This is a genomic window from Rhodococcus sp. Chr-9 (genome assembly GCF_000801125.1).
In the GTDB taxonomy this organism is placed as follows: Bacteria; Actinomycetota; Actinomycetes; order Mycobacteriales; family Mycobacteriaceae; genus Rhodococcus; species Rhodococcus pyridinivorans.
The window spans coordinates 546,480-564,952 of record NZ_JTIZ01000122.1; the positions used below are offsets into that span (position 1 = coordinate 546,480).

General features: G+C 69.1%; 16 protein-coding genes. 6 read left to right on the top strand and 10 right to left on the bottom strand.

The genetic code is table 11. The features are described from left to right. Window positions 1–258 precede the first annotated feature (258 nt). The 5 genes from pgl to tkt are packed head-to-tail and all read right to left on the bottom strand — an operon-like array spanning window position 259 to window position 6,714. Window positions 259–1,020 carry a 6-phosphogluconolactonase gene (pgl, locus tag QR64_RS21680; protein WP_019289290.1) on the bottom strand — a complete coding sequence of 254 codons (762 nt, stop codon included), beginning with the start codon at window positions 1,018–1,020 and terminating at the stop codon, window positions 259–261. After that, on the bottom strand, window positions 1,013–1,921 hold the full coding sequence (opcA, locus tag QR64_RS21685; RefSeq protein ID WP_024100808.1) for a glucose-6-phosphate dehydrogenase assembly protein OpcA: 909 nt from the start codon (window positions 1,919–1,921) through the stop codon (window positions 1,013–1,015). Before opcA ends, pgl begins: the two co-directional genes overlap by 8 nt. Continuing rightward, on the bottom strand, window positions 1,918–3,459 hold the full coding sequence (zwf, locus tag QR64_RS21690) for a glucose-6-phosphate dehydrogenase (protein WP_006551489.1): 1,542 nt from the start codon (window positions 3,457–3,459) through the stop codon (window positions 1,918–1,920). Before zwf ends, opcA begins: the two co-directional genes overlap by 4 nt. 2 nt (window positions 3,460–3,461) lie before the next feature. Next, the gene (gene tal / locus QR64_RS21695) at window positions 3,462–4,607 is read right to left on the bottom strand and encodes a transaldolase (RefSeq protein ID WP_039587151.1); all 1,146 of its coding nucleotides are present in this window, start codon (window positions 4,605–4,607) and stop codon (window positions 3,462–3,464) included. A 4-nt stretch (window positions 4,608–4,611) separates the two neighbouring features. After that, entirely contained in the window at window positions 4,612–6,714 is a 2,103-nt protein-coding gene (gene tkt / locus QR64_RS21700) for a transketolase (RefSeq protein ID WP_039587395.1), read from the bottom strand. A gap of 212 nt (window positions 6,715–6,926) precedes the next feature. Here tkt and QR64_RS21705 point away from each other — a divergent pair, with 212 nt between their 5' ends. Beyond that, a complete protein-coding gene (locus QR64_RS21705) occupies window positions 6,927–7,904 on the top strand; it encodes a heme o synthase (protein ID WP_039587153.1) in 978 nt (325 codons plus the stop codon). Between the two features lie 52 nt (window positions 7,905–7,956). On the opposite strand, the gene QR64_RS21710 is transcribed toward QR64_RS21705, so the two are convergent. Next, entirely contained in the window at window positions 7,957–8,922 is a 966-nt protein-coding gene (locus QR64_RS21710; protein ID WP_039587155.1) for a quinone oxidoreductase family protein, read from the bottom strand. A gap of 23 nt (window positions 8,923–8,945) precedes the next feature. Here QR64_RS21710 and QR64_RS21715 point away from each other — a divergent pair, with 23 nt between their 5' ends. Further along, entirely contained in the window at window positions 8,946–9,287 is a 342-nt protein-coding gene (locus QR64_RS21715) for a hypothetical protein (protein ID WP_006551494.1), read from the top strand. A 71-nt stretch (window positions 9,288–9,358) separates the two neighbouring features. Here QR64_RS21715 and QR64_RS21720 read toward each other — a convergent pair whose 3' ends face one another. The 4 genes from QR64_RS21720 to mptB form a co-directional block, all read right to left on the bottom strand. Continuing rightward, window positions 9,359–10,324, bottom strand: a complete 966-nt coding sequence (locus tag QR64_RS21720; protein WP_024100811.1) for a COX15/CtaA family protein — start codon at window positions 10,322–10,324, stop codon at window positions 9,359–9,361. A 68-nt stretch (window positions 10,325–10,392) separates the two neighbouring features. Further along, window positions 10,393–11,190 (bottom strand): ABC transporter permease, encoded by a 798-nt coding sequence (locus QR64_RS21725; RefSeq protein WP_006551497.1) that lies wholly within the window; start codon window positions 11,188–11,190, stop codon window positions 10,393–10,395. Beyond that, a complete protein-coding gene (locus tag QR64_RS21730) occupies window positions 11,187–12,131 on the bottom strand; it encodes an ABC transporter ATP-binding protein (protein WP_039587157.1) in 945 nt (314 codons plus the stop codon). The genes QR64_RS21725 and QR64_RS21730 overlap by 4 nt, the downstream gene beginning before the upstream one ends. A gap of 11 nt (window positions 12,132–12,142) precedes the next feature. Beyond that, the gene (mptB, locus tag QR64_RS21735; protein ID WP_371850703.1) at window positions 12,143–13,870 is read right to left on the bottom strand and encodes a polyprenol phosphomannose-dependent alpha 1,6 mannosyltransferase MptB; all 1,728 of its coding nucleotides are present in this window, start codon (window positions 13,868–13,870) and stop codon (window positions 12,143–12,145) included. A gap of 73 nt (window positions 13,871–13,943) precedes the next feature. On the opposite strand from mptB, the gene QR64_RS21740 reads away from it, so the two are divergent. From QR64_RS21740 to sufC, 4 genes are all read left to right on the top strand, one after another. Further along, the gene (locus tag QR64_RS21740; RefSeq protein WP_039587158.1) at window positions 13,944–14,762 is read left to right on the top strand and encodes a helix-turn-helix transcriptional regulator; all 819 of its coding nucleotides are present in this window, start codon (window positions 13,944–13,946) and stop codon (window positions 14,760–14,762) included. A 115-nt stretch (window positions 14,763–14,877) separates the two neighbouring features. Then, window positions 14,878–16,323, top strand: coding sequence for a Fe-S cluster assembly protein SufB (gene sufB / locus QR64_RS21745; RefSeq protein WP_024100815.1), 1,446 nt, complete (start codon window positions 14,878–14,880; stop codon window positions 16,321–16,323). Next, window positions 16,324–17,631 (top strand): Fe-S cluster assembly protein SufD, encoded by a 1,308-nt coding sequence (sufD, locus tag QR64_RS21750; RefSeq protein ID WP_039587159.1) that lies wholly within the window; start codon window positions 16,324–16,326, stop codon window positions 17,629–17,631. It begins immediately after the preceding gene. Between the two features lie 51 nt (window positions 17,632–17,682). Then, a complete protein-coding gene (sufC, locus tag QR64_RS21755; protein WP_016691727.1) occupies window positions 17,683–18,471 on the top strand; it encodes a Fe-S cluster assembly ATPase SufC in 789 nt (262 codons plus the stop codon). Window positions 18,472–18,473 lie beyond the last annotated feature (2 nt).

Genomic DNA, 18,473 nt, shown 5'->3' on the forward strand with positions numbered 1-18,473 from the left:
GCTCACCGGCATGGACCCACGAACGGTGCGATGTGTCCCGGGCCGATCACCGTTGCGCGCACTGCGCTCGACGGCAGGTCCGCGATCGATGAATCGGATGCGGTGTGTGCGAACCGGTGTCGACGACGGCGACACCGCCGGTACTTCGGAGGGGCGCCGTGTGGAGACGGACGACGCCGACGATCCCGACTTCGACGGCGCGGGCGCATGACGGCCGGATCGCCGATCACGGCGTCGGACTCCCGACGCTCCGCCCGGTCACTGCGCCGGGAGTTGCTCTGCGGCAGCCGGATCGAGGAACCACACGGTGCGTTCGGTGCCGTGGGCGCCCGCGGACGGGAAGTCCTCCGGTGCGGCACCGCCCACGGCCGCCGCGACGGCCTCCGCCTTGGCGGCACCGGTGACCAGCAACCAGACCTGCCGCGCCCGCTGCACGGCGGGCAGCGTCAGCGTCACCCGGGCCGGCGGCGGCTTCGGGGAGTCGTCGACACCCACCACGAAACGCTCCGACTCGCGCACCGCGTCGGTGTGGGGGAACAGCGAATTGATGTGTCCCTCACCGCCCATGCCGAGCAGGTGCACGTCGAAGACCGGCACGGTGCCGTCGGGGGAGTGCGCCGCGAGGAGTTCGGCGTACCGCTGGGCCGAGTCCTCCGGTGTGCTGCACCCGTCCTCGCCGAGCGCCGGCATGGTGTGGATGCGTGCCGGGTCGATCGGCACGTGGTCGAGCAGAGCCCCACGGGCCTGCACCTCGTTGCGATCCGGATCGCCGGGCGGCAGGAAACGCTCGTCGCCGAAGTAGACGTTCACCGCCGACCAGTCGATGGCGCCCTGGTCGCGACGCACGTGCTCGAGCATCGCGATACCGGTACCGCCGCCGGTGAGCACGACGTGGGCCTGCACCCGCTCGCGCTGCGCGGCGACGACGGCATCGACGAAGGCGGACGCCGCGGCGCGGGCGACCTCGTCGGCGTCGGCGAAACGCCGGATCTCGGACGGAGTGCGGGCCGTGTCAGACATAATCCACCTTCGGCAGGGCCGACAACGCGGCTTCGTAGACTTCGTCGGGATCGAGGCGACGCAGTTCCTCGGCGAGACATTCGGCCGAGTTCCGGCGCGCCAGGCTGATCAGCGAATCGGGCTTGTGGGTGCGTTCGAGGGTCGCCACGCGACCTTCCTGCGGGCGTTCCAGGGCGATCGTCTGCGACGCCGTGCGCAGTTCCACCCTCAGCTCGCCGACGGATCGCTCGACGGGGCAGTCGAGACGGCTCGCGAGCCACCCCGCGATCAGATCGACGGCCGGTTCGGTCCGCAGCCCCGACACGCGTGCCGAGAGCACTGGCTCGTAGGGCGGCTGATCGAGTGCCGAGACCAGCAGCGCCCGCCAGTAGGTGATGCGGGCCCAGGCCAGATCCGTGTCGCCCGGCCGGTAACCGGACAGGCGGGTCGCGAGATCGGCACGCGGGTCGTCGGAGTTGGTCACGTCGGTGATGCGGCGGACGGCGAGACGACCCACCGGGTCCTCGGCCGGGACCGCGGGGGCCTGGTTGGGCCACCACGCGACGACGGGGGTGTCCGGAAGGAGGAAAGGCACCACGACCGATTCCTGATGTTCACCGAGTTCGCCGTGCAGGGCGAGGATCAATGCCTCGGAGGCACCCGCTTCACCGGCGACCCGGATCTCCGCGTCGAGCCGCGACGGACCGTCCTGTCGTCCGCGACCGACGACGATGACGCGGCAGGGATGTTCCTTCGACGCCTCGGTGGCGGCCGTGATCGCGGCGTCGAGGCCTCGCGCGTCGCCGGCGCACACGATAAACGTGAGAACACGGCCCTGCGTGACCATTCCACTCGACCGTCGCAGCTCCACCAGCTTGCGACTGATGGCATTCGCGGAGGTGTTGCGCAACTGGAGCCTCACGGACGCCTCCATTCCCGGCCGGTACGCCGCAGCATCTCGTCGGCCGATTGCGGACCCCAGGTGCCGGACTCATAGGGTTCCGGTCGCCCGTTCGCCGCCCAGTGCTCGAGCACCGGATCGAGGATCTTCCAGGACAATTCGACTTCCTCGTCCACCGGGAACAGTGACGGGACGCCGAGGAGCACGTCGAGGATCAGGCGCTCGTAGGCCTCGGGGGAGGAGACCGTGAATGCCTGGCCGTAACTGAAGTCCATGTTCACGTCCCGGACCTCCATCTCGGAGCCGGGCACCTTCGACCCGAAGCGCATCGTGATGCCCTCGTCGGGCTGCACGCGGATCACCAACGCGTTCTGACCGAGCTCCTCGGTCATGGTCTTGTCGAACGGCAGGTGCGGGGCCCGCTTGAAGACCACCGCGATCTCGGTGACGCGGCGGCCGAGGCGCTTGCCGGTGCGCAGGTAGAAGGGCACACCCGCCCAGCGGCGGGTGTCGACCTCGAGGGTGATGGCCGCGTACGTCTCGGTGGTCGAATCCGCCGCGAAACCCTTCTCCTCGAGCAGTCCGACGACCTTCTCGCCGCCCTGCCAGCCGGATGCGTACTGGCCGCGCGCGGTGGTCTCGTCGAACGGCTCCGCCGGCCGGGTCGCCGACAGCACCTTGATCTTCTCCGCGTGCAGCTCCGACGCCGCGAAGCTCACCGGTTCCTCCATCGCGGTGAAGGCGAGCAGCTGCAGGAGATGGTTCTGGATGACGTCGCGGGCCGCGCCGATGCCGTCGTAGTAGCCGGCGCGACCACCGAGGCCGATGTCCTCGGCCATCGTGATCTGCACGTGGTCGACGTAGTGCGCGTTCCACACCGGCTCGAACATCTGGTTCGCGAAACGCAACGCGAGGATGTTCTGGACCGTCTCCTTGCCGAGATAGTGATCGATGCGGAAGACGGATTCCTCGGAGAACACCTCACCGACAACCGAATTGAGCTCGCGCGCACTCTCGAGGTCGTGCCCGAACGGCTTCTCGATCACGACGCGGCTCCACGAGCCGCCGCGTTCCGCGGCCAGACCCGAACGCGACAGCTGCCCGCACACCACGGGGAAGGCGTCCGGGGGAACCGACAGGTAGAACGCGTGGTTGCCACCCGTACCGCGTTCGCGGTCGAGCTTCTCGAGGGTCGTCGCGAGCTCCGCGAACGCCGCATCGTCGTCGAAGGTGCCCTGCACGAAGCGGATCCCCTCCGCGAGGCGCTGCCAGACCTCCTCGCGAAAGGGGGTACGCGAATGCTCACGCACCGCGTCGTGGACCACCTGACCGAAGTCCTCGTCGGCCCAATCCCTCCGGGCGAAACCGACGAGCGCGAATCCGGGCGGCAGGAGGCCGCGGTTGGCGAGATCGTAGACGGCGGGCATCAACTTGCGCCGGGCCAGATCGCCGGTCACGCCGAAGATCACCAGCGCGCACGGGCCGGCGATACGGGGCAGTCTGCGATCTCTGTTGTCCCGGAGCGGATTCACCCACTCCGCCGCACCGGATTCGGGCACGTTCAGCCCTCCGCGCCCGGCGCGTGAGCCGCGAGCTGTTCCGCCGTCGCCGCGAGCAGGTCCTTCCACGCCACGACGAACTTCTCCACACCCTCGTCCTCGAGCTTGCGGAAGACGTCGGGAAGATCCACACCGACCGATGCCAGCGCGTCGAAGACCTGCTGGGAGGAGGCGATGTTGCGGGTGACGGTGTCGCCCGTGACCCCACCGTGGTCGGCGACGGCCTCGAGGGTCTTCTCCGGCATCGTGTTCACGGTGTTCGGCGCGACCAACTCGGTGACGTAGAGGGTGTCGGGGTAATCGGGGTTCTTCACACCCGTCGACGCCCACAACGCACGCTGGGGAACGGCACCCGCCTCGGCGAGCTGCTCGAACCGCGTCCCGCCCTCGAACGCGCGCTGGTACGCGCCGTACGCGAGCCGCGCGTTGGCGAGACCGGCCTTGCCACGCAGAGCCAGCGCCCGGTCGGTGCCGATCTCCTCGAGGCGCGGGTCGATCTCGGTGTCGACACGCGAGACGAAGAACGACGCGACCGAGCGGATCTTCGACAGGTCGTGACCGGAGGCCTTCGCCGCGGTCAGGCCGTCGAGGTAGGCCTCGATGACCCGCTCGTAGCGCTCGACCGAGAAGATCAGCGTGACGTTGACGCTGACACCCTCACCGATCACCCGGGCGATGGCCGGCAGACCCGCCATCGTCGCCGGGATCTTGATGAACAGGTTCGGGCGGTCGACGATGCGCCACAGCTCGAGGGCCTGCTGGACGGTCTCGCCCGTCTTGTGCGCCAGACGCGGGTCGACCTCGATCGACACCCGTCCGTCGAGGCCGTCCGTGGCCTCGAACACCGGCGCGAGGACGTCGCAGGCCGCGCGCACGTCGTCGGTGGTGACGGTGCGGATCGCCTCGGTGGCGTCGGCACCGGCGGCGGCGAGATCGCGGATCTGCGCGTCGTAGGCATGGCCCTTCGACAGGGCGGCTTGGAAGATCGACGGGTTGGTCGTCACACCCACGACACTGCGGGTCGCGACGAGCTCGGCGAGCTTGCCGGAGTCGATGAGGTCGCGGGACAGGTCGTCCAGCCACACCGAGACACCCTGGGCGGACAGTTCGGCCAGCGCAGCGTTCTGCGTGGAGGTCTGCTGGGTCATCGGATCATCCCTTCACTCGGGTCAGCGAGCGACGCGCGGCGTCGACGACGGCCTCGGCAGTGATGCCGAACTCGCGGTACAGGGTCTTGTAATCGGCTGAGGCGCCGTAGTGCTCGAGCGAGACCGGCTCACCGGCGTCGCCGATGAGGCGGTACCACGGCATCGCGAGACCGGCCTCGACGGACACGCGGGCGCGCACCGACGGGGGCAGCACCTCGTCGCGGTAGGCCTGGTCCTGCTCGAGGAACCGGTCGAGCACCGGCACGGAGACGACGCGGGTGGGCACACCGTCGGCCTCGAGGGTCTCGCGGGCGGCAACGGCGAGCTGGACCTCGGAACCGGTCGCGAGGATCACGACCTCCGGGGTGCCCGACGAGGCCTCGGCCAGGATGTAGGCACCGCGGGCGACACCCTCGGCGGCCTTCTCCCGCGTGCCCTCGAGCACCGGCACGTTCTGACGGGTCAGCGCCAGAGCGGTCGGGCCGGTGCGGTTCTCCAGCGCGGCCTTCCACGCGAACGACGTCTCGTTGGCGTCGGCCGGGCGGATCACGGCGAGATTCGGGATCGCGCGCAGCGCCGCGAGGTGCTCGATCGGCTGGTGCGTCGGGCCGTCCTCACCGAGACCGATCGAATCGTGCGTCCACACGTAGATCGCCGGGGTCTGCATGAGGGCCGCGAGACGCACCGCGGGCCGCATGTAGTCGGAGAAGACGAGGAAGGTGCCGCCGTAGGGGCGGGTCGGGCCGTGCAGGGCGATGCCGTTGAGGATCGATCCCATCGCGTGTTCGCGGACGCCGAAGTGCAGGGTGCGTCCGTAGGGCTGCGCGTTCCAGTCCTTCGTGGAGATCGACTCGGGACCGAAGGAGTCGGAACCGGGAATCGTCGTGTTGTTGCTGCCGGCGAGGTCGGCGGAACCGCCCCACAGCTCGGGCAGTACCGGTCCGAGCGCGGCGAGGGCCTTGCCGGACGCCGAGCGGGTCGCGGGACCGCTCTCGGTGGGCTCGTAGGTCGGCAGTGCGTCGACCCAGCCCTCCGGGAACTCACCGGCGTGCAGGCGGTCGAACAGTTCCTTGCGCTGCGGCTCGCGGGCGGCCCATGCGTCGAAGTCGGCCTGCCATGCGGCGCGTGCCTCGGTGCCGCGCGTCACGACCTGCCGGGCGTGCTCGATCACGGCCGGGTCGACGTCGAAGTTCTTCTCGGGGTCGAAGCCGAGGATCTTCTTGATCTCGGCGACCTCGTCGACGCCGAGCGCGGCACCGTGCGCGTCGCCGCTGTTCATCTTCGTCGGCGCCGGGTAGCCGATGATCGTGCGGACGGAGATGAAGGACGGACGGTCGGTGACCGCCTTCGCGGTCTCGACGGCCTCGAGCAGGGCGGTGACGTTCTCGCCGCCCTCGACGGTCTGCACGTGCCAGCCGTATGCCTCGTAGCGCTTGGAGACGTCCTCACCGAGAGCGATCGCGGTGTCGTGCTCGATGGAGATCTTGTTGTCGTCGTAGAAGACGATCAGGTTGCCGAGCTGCTGGACACCGGCGAGCGAGGACGCCTCGGAGGTCACGCCCTCCTCGATGTCGCCGTCGGACGCGATCACATAGACGTAGTGGTCGAACGGGCTCGAGCCGGCGGGCGCCTCGGGATCGAACAGACCGCGCTCGCGGCGGGCGGCCATCGCCATGCCCACGGCGGAGGCCAGACCCTGACCCAGTGGGCCGGTGGTCATCTCGACGCCGGCGGTGTGGCCGTACTCGGGGTGGCCCGGGGTGAGCGAACCCCACGTGCGCAGGGCTTCGAGGTCGGCGAGCTCGAGTCCGTAGCCGGACAGGTACAGCTGGGTGTACAGCGTCAGGCTCGAATGTCCGCACGAGAGCACGAAGCGGTCGCGGCCGACCCACTCGGGGTCGGTCGGATCGTGGCGCATCACACGCTGGAAAAGGGTGTACGCGAGGGGAGCGAGGCTCATCGCGGTACCGGGATGCCCGTTTCCGACCTTCTGCACGGCGTCGGCGGCGAGCACGCGCGCGGTGTCGACGGCCTTGGTGTCCAGGTCGGTCCAGTCGGCAGGATGCGCAGGCTGGGTGAGGGTGCGGATCTCGTCTGTGATCGACACGAGCTTGAAGTCTCCTGACATGGGTGTACGGGGTCCCGGCGGGTGGAAGTCGGCCCGCGCGCTACTTCAGACTAATGCGCTGCTCCGAACGGGTCGATTCGGTCCGGGCAACGGTCCGGTCTACCATCGTTCGTAGTAGAGGAGCGTCCGGAACCGGGCGACCGTGAACGGGCGAAACGAAGGTGCGGATCCGCGTGGGACAAGGAGACAGTGTGCGGGCAGGGCGACGGCCGGGAGGACACGGCTTCGGCGCCCCCGAAGCGCCGAGCGCCCCGCGCCCCGACACCGCGTGGGGCCGGATCTCCGGCACCGTCCTCGCCTACATAGCGTTGACCAAGCCGCGGGTGATCGAACTCCTGCTGGTCGCGACCATTCCCGCGATGCTGTTCGCCGACCGCGGCAACGTCGACATCGTGCTCATCCTGAGCACCCTGTTCGGCGGCTGGATGGGTGCGGCGAGCGCCAACTCGCTCAACTGCGTCGTCGACGCCGACATCGACAAGGTGATGAAACGCACGGCGTTGCGTCCGCTCGCCCGGCAGACGGTGCCGACACGCAACGCCCTCGTCTTCGGCATGCTGCTCGGCATCGCGTCCTTCGCGTGGTTGTGGTGGCGCGCCAACCTGTTGGCCGGACTGCTGGTCGTGGCGACGATCGCGTTCTACGTGCTCGTGTACACGATGGTGCTCAAACGCCGGACCTGGCAGAACGTGGTCTGGGGCGGGGCTGCCGGATGTATGCCCGTGATGGTCGGCTGGGCCGCCGTGACGGGTTCGCTGAGCTGGGAACCCATCGTGTTGTTCCTGGTCATCTTCTTCTGGACGCCGCCGCACACCTGGGCGCTCGCGATGCGTTACAAGGAGGACTACAAGGCAGCCGGCGTGCCGATGTTGCCGGTCATCGCCACCGAGCAGCACGTCACGAAGCAGATCGTGCTCTACACCTGGGCGACCGTGATCGCGACGCTGGTGATCGTCCCGGCCGCCGGTGCGATCTACGCGGCCGTCGCGCTGCTCGCGGGCGCCTGGTTCCTGATCGTCGCGCACCAGCTGTTCAACAGTGTGCGCGGCGGGGCGTCGGTCAAGCCGCTCAAGCTGTTCCTCCAGTCCAACAACTACCTCGCGGTGGTGTGCCTGGGCCTGGCGATCGACTCCGTGCTCGCACTGCCGACGATCGGCTCGTACTTCTGATCCACGCTTCACGACGAACGCCCCGGCCGAGCGGCCGGGGCGTTCGTCNAGATCACGGGATCAGGACGATCGATCCGGTGGTCCGGCGTCCTTCGAGATCGGCGTGGGCGCGGGCGGCCTCGGCGAGGGGATAGCTCGCTCCCACGCGGAGCTTCAGCGACCCGTCGGCGAGCGCCGCGAGCACGTCGCCCGCCCGCCACAGCAGCTCCTCGCGGTCTCGGGTGTAGTGCACGAGGGTCGGCCGCGTGACGAACAGCGAACCCGCCGGGTTCAGCCGCTGCAGGTCGAAGGGCGGGACGGGTCCGCTCGCGGCACCGAACAGCGCGACCGTGCCGCGCACGCGGACGGACGCGAGCGACGCCTCGAAGGTCGCGGCACCGACACCGTCGTAGGCTGCGGCCACCCCCTCGCCGTCGGTGAGCTCGCGCACCTTCTCGGCGAGGTCGTCGCCGTAGCGCAGCACGTCCGCGGCGCCGGCCTCCCGCGACAGGGCCTCCTTCTCGTCGGAGGACACGGTGGTGATCACCCGCACGCCCTTCGCGACGGCGAGTTGCGTCAGGATCAGCCCCACACCACCGGCACCTGCGTGGACGAGCACCGTCTCGCCGGGCTGTGCCGGGTGGACGGAGTTCAGCAGGTAGTGCGCGGTCATGCCCTGCAGGAGGACCGAGGCGGCCTGCTCGGCCGGCACCGAGTCCGGGACCGGCACGGCGACCTGCTCGCGGACGCGGACCAGTTCGGCGTACGAGCCGGGTGCCTCGCACCACGACACTCGGTCGCCTACCGCCGTGTCCCGCACACCCTCGCGGAGGGCGACGACCGTGCCCGTGCCCTCCGAGCCCGGGATGTACGGCAGCTCCGTGCCGTAGAGGCCGGTGCGGAAGTAGGTGTCGATGAAGTTGACGCCGATCGCGTCGGTGCGAACCAGCAGCTCACCCGGTCCGGGCGAGGGGTCGGGTCGTTCGACGGGGACGAGGACGTCGGGGCCTCCGTGCTGTGCCACTTCGATTGCGTGCATAGCGCTCACAGTATTCTGCAGACATGAGCGTCGAAACACAGGTCGTGGCCGCACCGGCCGACATCGTCTCGTCCATCCGCAGCTTCGTCGCCGAGCACGGAGGTTCCGGGAAGGCCGTGCTGCAGCCGATCGGTCTGTCCGGCGTCCGGATCACCGTGGTCGCCGCCGACGGCACCCTCGGCGACCGCGTCGCGAAGGACCTCCCGACGGCGCGCGCCATCGTCGAGGAGATCCCCGACGTCACCGTCTCCGAGTGGGACCGCGAGGTCACCAGCATCGCCAACCCGCAGAAGGGTCACTGGGCGAAGATGGCCGGTTGGGTGGCACGTCAGACGAAGTTCCCCAAGGCCCGCAACGAGCGCTGACCGCCCGACATCCGTACGACGACACGCGGCCCCTTCCCGGAAGTCCGGGGAGGGGCCGCGTCGTCGAACGGTCAGGCCGGAACGGGCTCGCGATCCGGTGCGGTCGTGCGCGTCCGTCCGGCCGCCCAGACCGCGGCGGTCGCCGCCGTGCACAGTCCGGCGCCGGCGACGTGGAAGACGACCAGCACGGCAGGCACGTCCGTCCAGAACTGGACGAGGCCGATGCCGGCCTGTGCGACCACCAGGGCCAGGACGACCTTCAGACGCAGCGTGACGGCTCGGGGTGCATGGACCGCGTAGACGGCGAAGGTGAGGCCGATCAGCAGCGCGAGATAGCCGATGAGCGCTTCGGCGTGCAGGTGGACGAGATTGGTGATGTCGAGCGCGAGGCGCGGGACGGGTCTGTCGACGCTCTTGTCTCCGGCGTGCGGGCCGGCGCCGGTGACCATCGTGCCGAGCACGAGGACCACGGCGAGCGCGACACCCGACAAGGCGGTGAGCCGGCGCAGCGGCTGGGGCAATACCTGCACCACCGTGCCGTCGTCCGGCTCGCTCACCTTCGCGTAGAGCACTGTCGCCAGCCACACCATGAGCATCGATGCGAGCAGGTGGATCGCGACCGTCCACCAGGCGAGACCGGCCAGGACGGTGATGCCGCCGATGATCGCCTGCAGCACGGTGCCTGCCGGCATCAACCACGCCCAGGCGATGACCTCCTTGCGGCGCCGCGCACGGGTGACGGCCAGGACGATCGCGGCTGCGACGGCCACGACCACGAAGGTCAGCAGCCGGTTGCCGAACTCGACCACCTGGTGCAGGGTGTTCACCCCGCTCGACACACCCACCGGCACCAGCGACCCGGGGAAGCACTGCGGCCAGGTCGGGCAACCCAGTCCGGAGGCAGTGACGCGGACGACCGAGCCGGTCACTGCGATGCCGCCCTGGGTGAGAATCGTGAGGAACGCGATGATCTTCTGCGTCCGCAGCGACGGCAGGGGGAGACGGTCGACAAGGCTCAGGTAGCCGCGATACAACACGGTTCGATGGTACGGCGTGAACCACTACACGCTGTAGTTGGGTCGTGCCCGATCGGGCCGCCCACGACTCAGGTGAAGCGGAACCAGCGCGCCGCGGCGGTGCCGCCGATCACCGTCCACACGAGCAGCGAGACGATCGACAACCAGTCGAACACACCCGAGGTGGCGTTCTCGAGCGCGAGCGTCAACGCCCCCGACGGCACGATCCGCAGCAGGTGGACCACCGCTTCGGGGATCACGTCGCCGAGCACCACGACGCTGCCGATGCCCAACAGCACGAACCACACGATGTTCGCGAGGGCGAGCACGATCTCGGCGCGCAGGGTTCCACCGAGCAGCAGCCCCAGTGTCGCGAACATCACCGTGCCCAAGGCGATGACGACCGCCCCGATGAGCAGGTCGACGGGGGAGGGGCGCCAGCCCAGGGCCAGCCCGATGGCACCGAGCAACACGGCCTGCAGGACGACGACGATGCCCACCGCCGCGCTCTTGCCAGCGATGATTCCCCACTTGGGCAGCGCGGTCGCGCCGATCCGCTTGAGGGCGCCGTAGCGGCGGTCGAAGCCCACGGCGATCGCCTGACCGGTGAACGCCGTCGACATCACGGCCACCATCATCACCGCTGGCAGCACGCTGTCGACCCGCGAGTCGCCGAGATCGCCGATCGGTAGCAGCGACAGGCCGATCAGCAGCGTGATCGGAATGAACATGGTCAGTAGGAGCTGCTCGCCGTTGCGCAGCAGCAACTTGAGTTCCATGGCGGTCTGCGCCGCGAGCATCTTCGACGGCGAGTTCGGCTGCGGTCGCGGGGTGAAGGTCCCTTCCGCAAACCGGTTGTTCGCCAGACGATCGTGGGTCACGCTCACCCTCTCAACTCCCGACCGGTCAACTCGAGGAAGACGTCCTCGAGGCTGCGCTGATCCACCCGGATCTCGGTTGCCAGTGCGCCCAGATTCGCGCACCAGGTCGCCACCGCCGCGACGACGGACGGTTCGATCGTGCCCTCGACGAGATACCGCCCGGGATTGTCCTCCCGTATCCGGTAGGTGCCGGCCAGGGCGGACTGCAGGGCACTCAGGTCGAGGCCCGGAGGCGCGGACAGCCACAGCTGGCCCTCGGCGCCGTCGCGGGTGACTTCGTCGGGTGTCCCTGCGGCGACCACCCGCCCGTGATCGATGATGACGATCTCGTCGGCGAGCTCTTCCGCCTCGTCCATGAGGTGGGTGGTGAGCAGCACGCTCACACCGTCGCGGCGCAGTGCGTCGATCAGTTCCCAGACGAGCAGCCGGGCCTGTGCGTCGAGACCCGCCGTCGGTTCGTCGAGGAACACCAGTTCGGGGCGCCCCACCAGCGCGCATGCGAGCGCGAGGCGTTGCTGTTGTCCGCCCGACAATCGGCGGTAGGGGGTGCGGCGGGCGTCGGTGAGCCCGAGGCGCTGGAGCAGCCAGTCGGGGTCGAGGGGATCCGCCGAGTACGCCGCCACCAGGTCGAGCATCTCACCGGCCCGCGAACCGGGATAGGCGCCGCCACCCTGCAGCATCACGCCGATCCGGGGGCGGAGGGCGTCGGAATCGGCGACGGGATCGAGCCCCAGGACGCGGACTGTGCCCACGTCGGGAGTGACGAACCCCTCGCACATTTCCACAGTGGTGGTCTTACCGGCGCCGTTCGGGCCGAGGAGGGCGAGCACCTGGGCGCGTTCGACGGTCAGATCGAGACCGTTCACGGCGGTGACGCCCCCGTAGGTCTTGACGACGCCGTCCAGGCGCACGGCCGGTACCGCACCGGCGGGAGAACTCGGGGTCACAGGGTTCCAGCCTAGGCGTCCGCGGTTTCCGCCGGACGCGGTGGTGTGCGCTCCTGCAGCCGCCACGGCAGCCGGGAGCGTGTGGCGACGATGATCAGACCGACCACGACGATGGTCGCGATCGACGCCTGGACGATGATGAACGGTTGGTATTCGCTGCCGTTGGGCATGAGGATCATGCCGACAACCGACGAGAACGCGATGGTGGGGATCCGGAAGACCGGGCGGGTCGCCCAGGCCGCGAGCGGGATCACCGCCCACAGCAGGTACCACGGTTGCACGACCGGGAAGAGCAGCACGATCGCGCCCAGCGAGACCCCCAGCGCACCGACCGGATGGATCCGTCCCATGAGCACCGCGAGCAGCATGCGCATCGTGACGAAAGCGGCCACCAGCGCTGCGATGGGGCGCGTGATGGACAGCACGGCCGTCGTGTGGTCGCCGAGACCGAGCAGCACGCCGCCGAGGCCGGTACCCATGCCGAGCAGGGTCGGGATCGACATCCAGCTGCGGACCTCCGTGGCGGTGCCCAGGGTCTTCGTCCAGCCGAAGCCCAGGCCGCTGCCCCAGCTCACAGCGCCGATGACGACACAGGTCCCGATGCCGAGGATCGCGGCGGCGGCGAGCACGGCGCGGAAGCCGCCACCCCACTTGCGGGCAAGGGCCATGCCGACGAATCCGAGCGCGAGCAGCGAGGGCACCTTGATCATCGACGACAGGGCGATCAGCGCGGTGCCGGCCGCGAGCCACCCCGCGAGACGCAGGCGCGAGGCCGCCTCGTCGTCCGGGTGGACGGCCCGCAGCGCGAGCTCGACACCGGCGAGCATGAGCCCGAGCATCAGTGCCTCGTTGTGGATGCCCGCGACCAGGTGGAAGAGCAACAGCGGGTTCGCGGCACCGAGCCACAACGCGCTCACCGACGCAACGCCGCACCGGCGGGCGAGCCGCGGCAGCGCCCACACGATCAGGGCCACACCCACGAGCGCGAGCAGCCGGTGGACGAAGATGCCGGCCACGATGTTCTCGCCCGTGAGGTACGTGATCTTCTCGCCGATCCACAGGAAGGCCGGGCCGTAGGGGGCCGAGGTGTCGCGCCAGATGTTCGGCACCGTCCGGGTCAGGACGTGGTCGACCCCCAGCGCGCCGGCCGGACCGATCGCGTAGGGATCGAGCCCGCGCGCGGCAATCTCGCTCTGCGCGAGATACGAGTAGACGTCCTTGCTGAACATCGGCGGAGCGACGACCAGCGGAAGGATCCACAGCAGCAGGGTGCGGTCGAGCTGCGACCGGGACAGTCGGCGCACGGGACCGTCCGGTGCGCCCCGGCCGATCGCGAACCGGCCGAGCAGCAACCAGGCGAGGATCACCAGCGCCGTGCCGATCATGGTCGTCGTGAGGGCGGCGCTCGGCATGCGTGCCGCCAGTCCGAGGGCGCGGACGCCCTGCACGGGGTTCTGCAGGACCGGCTGGGCGCCGGCGCCGAGTGCCCCGACTGCCATGAGGACGGCACCGGTGGCGCCGAGCAGCCGGATGCGGTGGAGGTAGACGTTCTCGATCGCGTCGAGTCCGCGACCTTCGATCTCGTCGCCGTGCAGGACGACCGAGACATCGGCGTGTGGTCCCGGGGCGTCGAGGCCCAGAGCGCGTCGGATCCACACGTGCAGCCGTTCGCGGACCCCGGATCGGCCCGGCGACGGAGACGTCGTGTGCGGGGCGGACAGGGGAGGAGTCGACGGCACGTCAGAAGCGTAACGGGACGGCGAGGGTGCTCTCCGACGGCTCCGTCACGAGGTGTAACAAAGGGCACCCTTGGTGGACCGTGCTTCCGAATTCCGTCACACTGGTGTTGTGAAATACCCGTCCGACACCACCGACACCGCAGAACGCGCAGGTCACGCACCTGCCGCGACGGCGTCGCGCGTCGAGGACACCCGCAAGAGTCCTGCTTCGACGGGCCGCGAGATCCCGGAGGGTCAGACCCGCGCCGCCGTCGTGCAGCTGCTGCTCGAAGAAGGTCCCATCACCGCGCCGGAGATCGGCGAGCGTCTGGGGCTCAGCGCCGCGGGCGTGCGACGCCATCTCGACGCGCTCATCGAGTCCGGTGAGGCGCAGGCCGCCGCGCCGCCGCGCAGGCAAGGACGCGGTCGTGGCCGCCCCGCCCGCCGCTTCCAGCTCACCGCCGTCGGACGCGCCCGCCTCGGGCACTCCTACGACGATCTCGCCACCGCCGCCATGCGGCACCTCCGCGAACTCGGCGGCGACGCTGCCGTGGAGGACTTCGCACGCCGCCGTGTGGACTCGATCCTCGGCACCATCGCGCCCGCCGACGAGAACCTCGACGACGTCGAGAGCGTCGCCGAGGAGATCGCCGGAGCGTTCACCGCCTCCGGTTTCGCCGCCTCGACCCGCCGCGTCGGCACCGGCGTGCAGATCTGCCAGCACCACTGCCCGGTCTCGCACGTCGCGGAGCAGTTCCCCGAACTGTGCGAGGCGGAGCAGGAGGCCTTCGTGCGGATCCTCGGAACCCACGTGCAACGCCTGGCGACGATCGCGAACGGCGACGCCTTCTGCACGACACACGTGCCCGTTCTCTCCAAAGCGGACGCGCCCCGTCCGGAGCCGCCTACGTGACGATCCCACCGCGAGTGCTCCGCGAACCAGGGCACATCAGGAAGACATCCACCCACCCGTCGACCGTCGACGCACAGCCCGCGCCGACGCCCACCAGACTCCGGAAGGAGCTCGCATGACCGTCGCATCGGATCAGACGTCCGGAACCGCGCCGCTGACGCAGGAAGAGACGATCGATTCTCTCGGCCACTACGAATACGGCTGGGCGGACCCCGACACCGCGGGCGCCACGGCGCAGCGCGGCCTGTCCGAAGAGGTCGTGCGGGACATCTCCGCCAAGAAGAACGAGCCCGAGTGGATGCTCGACATCCGCCTCAAGGCGCTGCGCACCTTCGACAAGAAGCCGATGCCGGTGTGGGGCTCGAACCTCGACGGAATCGACTTCGACAACATCAAGTACTTCGTGCGCTCGACGGAGAAGCAGGCCGCGAGCTGGGACGAGCTCCCCGAGGACATCAAGAACACCTACGACAGGCTGGGCATCCCGGAGGCGGAGAAGCAGCGCCTCATCGCCGGTGTCGCCGCCCAGTACGAGTCCGAGGTGGTCTACCACCAGATCCGCGAGGACCTCGAGAGCCAGGGCGTGATCTTCCTCGACACCGACTCGGGCCTGCGCGAGCACCCCGAGCTGTTCAAGGAGTACTTCGGCACGGTCATCCCGGCCGGCGACAACAAGTTCTCCGCCCTGAACACCGCGGTGTGGTCGGGTGGCTCGTTCATCTACGTCCCGCCGGGTGTGCACGTCGACATCCCGCTGCAGGCCTACTTCCGTATCAACACGGAGAACATGGGCCAGTTCGAGCGCACCCTGATCATCGTCGACGAGGGCGCCTCGGTGCACTACGTCGAGGGCTGCACCGCCCCGATCTACAAGTCCGACTCGCTGCACTCCGCGGTGGTCGAGATCATCGTCAAGAAGGGCGGCCACTGCCGCTACACGACCATCCAGAACTGGTCGAACAACGTCTACAACCTGGTGACCAAGCGCACCAAGGTCGAGGCCGGCGGCTCGATGGAATGGATCGACGGCAACATCGGTTCCAAGGTGACGATGAAGTACCCGGCCGTGTGGATGATGGGCGAGCACGCTCGCGGTGAAGTGCTCTCCGTGGCCTTCGCCGGCGAGGGGCAGCACCAGGACACCGGCGCGAAGATGCTGCACCTGGCTCCGCACACCTCCTCGACCATCGTGTCGAAGTCGGTGGCGCGCGGCGGTGGACGTGCATCCTACCGCGGCCTCGTGCAGGTCAACAAGGGCGCCCACGGCTCGAAGTCGACCGTCAAGTGCGACGCGCTGCTCGTCGACCAGATCAGCCGTTCCGACACCTACCCGTACGTCGACATCCGTGAGGACGACGTCACGATGGGTCACGAGGCGACCGTCTCGAAGGTGAGCGACGACCAGCTGTTCTACCTGATGAGCCGCGGACTCGACGAGGACGAGGCCATGGCCATGGTGGTGCGCGGATTCGTCGAGCCCATCGCCAAGGAACTACCGATGGAGTACGCCCTCGAACTCAACCGCTTGATCGAACTGCAGATGGAAGGGGCAGTCGGCTAAATGACTGCGGAAGCGAAGAACACGCCGGCTACCGCGACGGGCGTGCAGGATGCCGTGCGTGCCGAGAACCGGGTGCCGGCCGTCAACACTGCCGGCAAGCCGGCAATCAACACTGCCGGCAAGCCGGCAATCAACACCGCCGGCAAGCCGGCAATCAACACCGCCGGCAAGCCGGCAATCAACAAGGGTGAGGTCTTCACGTCCTTCGATGTGAACGCCTTCGAGATTCCGTCGGGTCGCGACGAGGTGTGGCGGTTCACCCCGCTGCGCCGCCTGCGCGGTCTGCACGACGGCACCGCTCCCGCGACCGGCACCGCGACCATCGAGGTCACCCCGGTCGACGGCGTGCAGGTCGAGACCGTGGCGCGCGACGACGCGCGACTCGGACAGGCCGGTGTGCCGTTCGACCGGATCGCAGCACAGGCGTACTCGTCGTTCGAGACCGCGACCGTCCTCACCGTCGGCCGCGAGGTCGAGGTCGCCGAGCCCGTCACCGTGACGATCACGGGACCGGGTGAGGGCGCCGTCGCCTACGGTCACGTGCAGATCCGGCTCGAGGCGTTCGCCAACCTCACGCTCGTCATCGACCAGCGCGGCAGCGGCACCTACGCCGAGAACATCGAGTTCGTGCTCGGCGACAGCGCACAGCTGAAGGTCGTCGCGGTGCAGGACTGGGCCGACGACGCCGTACACGTCGCCGCGCACCACGCTCGCGTCGGCCGCGATGCCGTGCTTCGCCACTTCACCGTGGCGCTCGGCGGCGATCTCGTGCGCGTGTCGGCGACCACCAAGTACGACGGCCCCGGCGGCGACGCCGAACTGCTCGGCCTGTACTTCGCCGACGCCGGCCAGCACTTCGAGCAGCGCCTGCTCGTCGACCACTCGCAGCCGAACTGCAAGTCGAACGTCGTGTACAAGGGTGCGCTGCAGGGCGATCCGGCCTCCGGCAAGCCCGACGCGCACACCGTGTGGATCGGCGACGTGCTCATCCGCGCCGAGGCCGAGGGCACCGACACCTTCGAGCTCAACCGCAACCTGGTGCTCACCGACGGTGCGCGCGCCGACTCCGTGCCGAACCTCGAGATCGAGACCGGTGAGATCGTCGGTGCCGGACACGCGTCGGCGACCGGCCGCTTCGACGACGAGCAGCTGTTCTACCTGCGTGCTCGCGGTGTCTCCGAGGAGGAAGCGCGTCGCCTCGTCGTCCGCGGCTTCTTCCACGAGCTGCTCGAGCGCATCACGGTCGCCGAGGTCCGCGAACGGCTCGAGGCCGCCATCGAGGCGGAACTCGCCGCCGTCGGCGCCTGACGGCCGTCTCCCCGTACTCCCGATACCTCTCCACTAAGGAAACGCATTTCGATGTCCACACCTTCGAACGTCCTCGAGATCAAGGACCTGCACGTCCGCGTCGCACAGACCGACGAGAACGCCGAGCCGATCGACATCCTCAAGGGCGTGAACCTCACGGTCCGCTCGGGTGAGACGCACGCCATCATGGGCCCCAACGGCTCCGGCAAGTCCACCCTGTCGTACGCGATCGCCGGCCACCCCAAGTACGAGATCACCTCGGGCAGCATCACCCTCAACGGTGAGGACGTGCTCGAGATGAGCGTCGACGAGCGCGCCCGCGCCGGCCTGTTCCTCGCCATGCAGTACCCGGTCGAGGTGCCCGGCGTGTCGATGTCGAACTTCCTCCGCACCGCCGCGACCGCCGTGCGCGGCGAGGCCCCCAAGCTGCGCCACTGGGTCAAGGAGGTCAAGCAGGCGATGTCCGAGCTGGACATCGATCCGGCCTTCGGCGAGCGCAGCGTCAACGAGGGCTTCTCCGGCGGTGAGAAGAAGCGCCACGAGATCCTGCAGCTGGGTCTGCTCAAGCCGAAGATCGCCATCCTCGACGAGACCGACTCCGGCCTCGACGTGGACGCGCTGCGCGTCGTCTCCGAGGGCGTGAACCGCTACCAGGAGAACGAGAACGGCGGCGTCCTGCTCATCACCCACTACACCCGCATCCTGCGCTACATCAAGCCGCAGTTCGTGCACGTCTTCGTGGGTGGCCGCGTCGTCGAGTCCGGTGGCCCGGAGCTCGCCGACGAGCTCGAGACCAACGGCTACGTTCGTTTCACCCAGGCAGCAACGCAAGGAGCGTGATC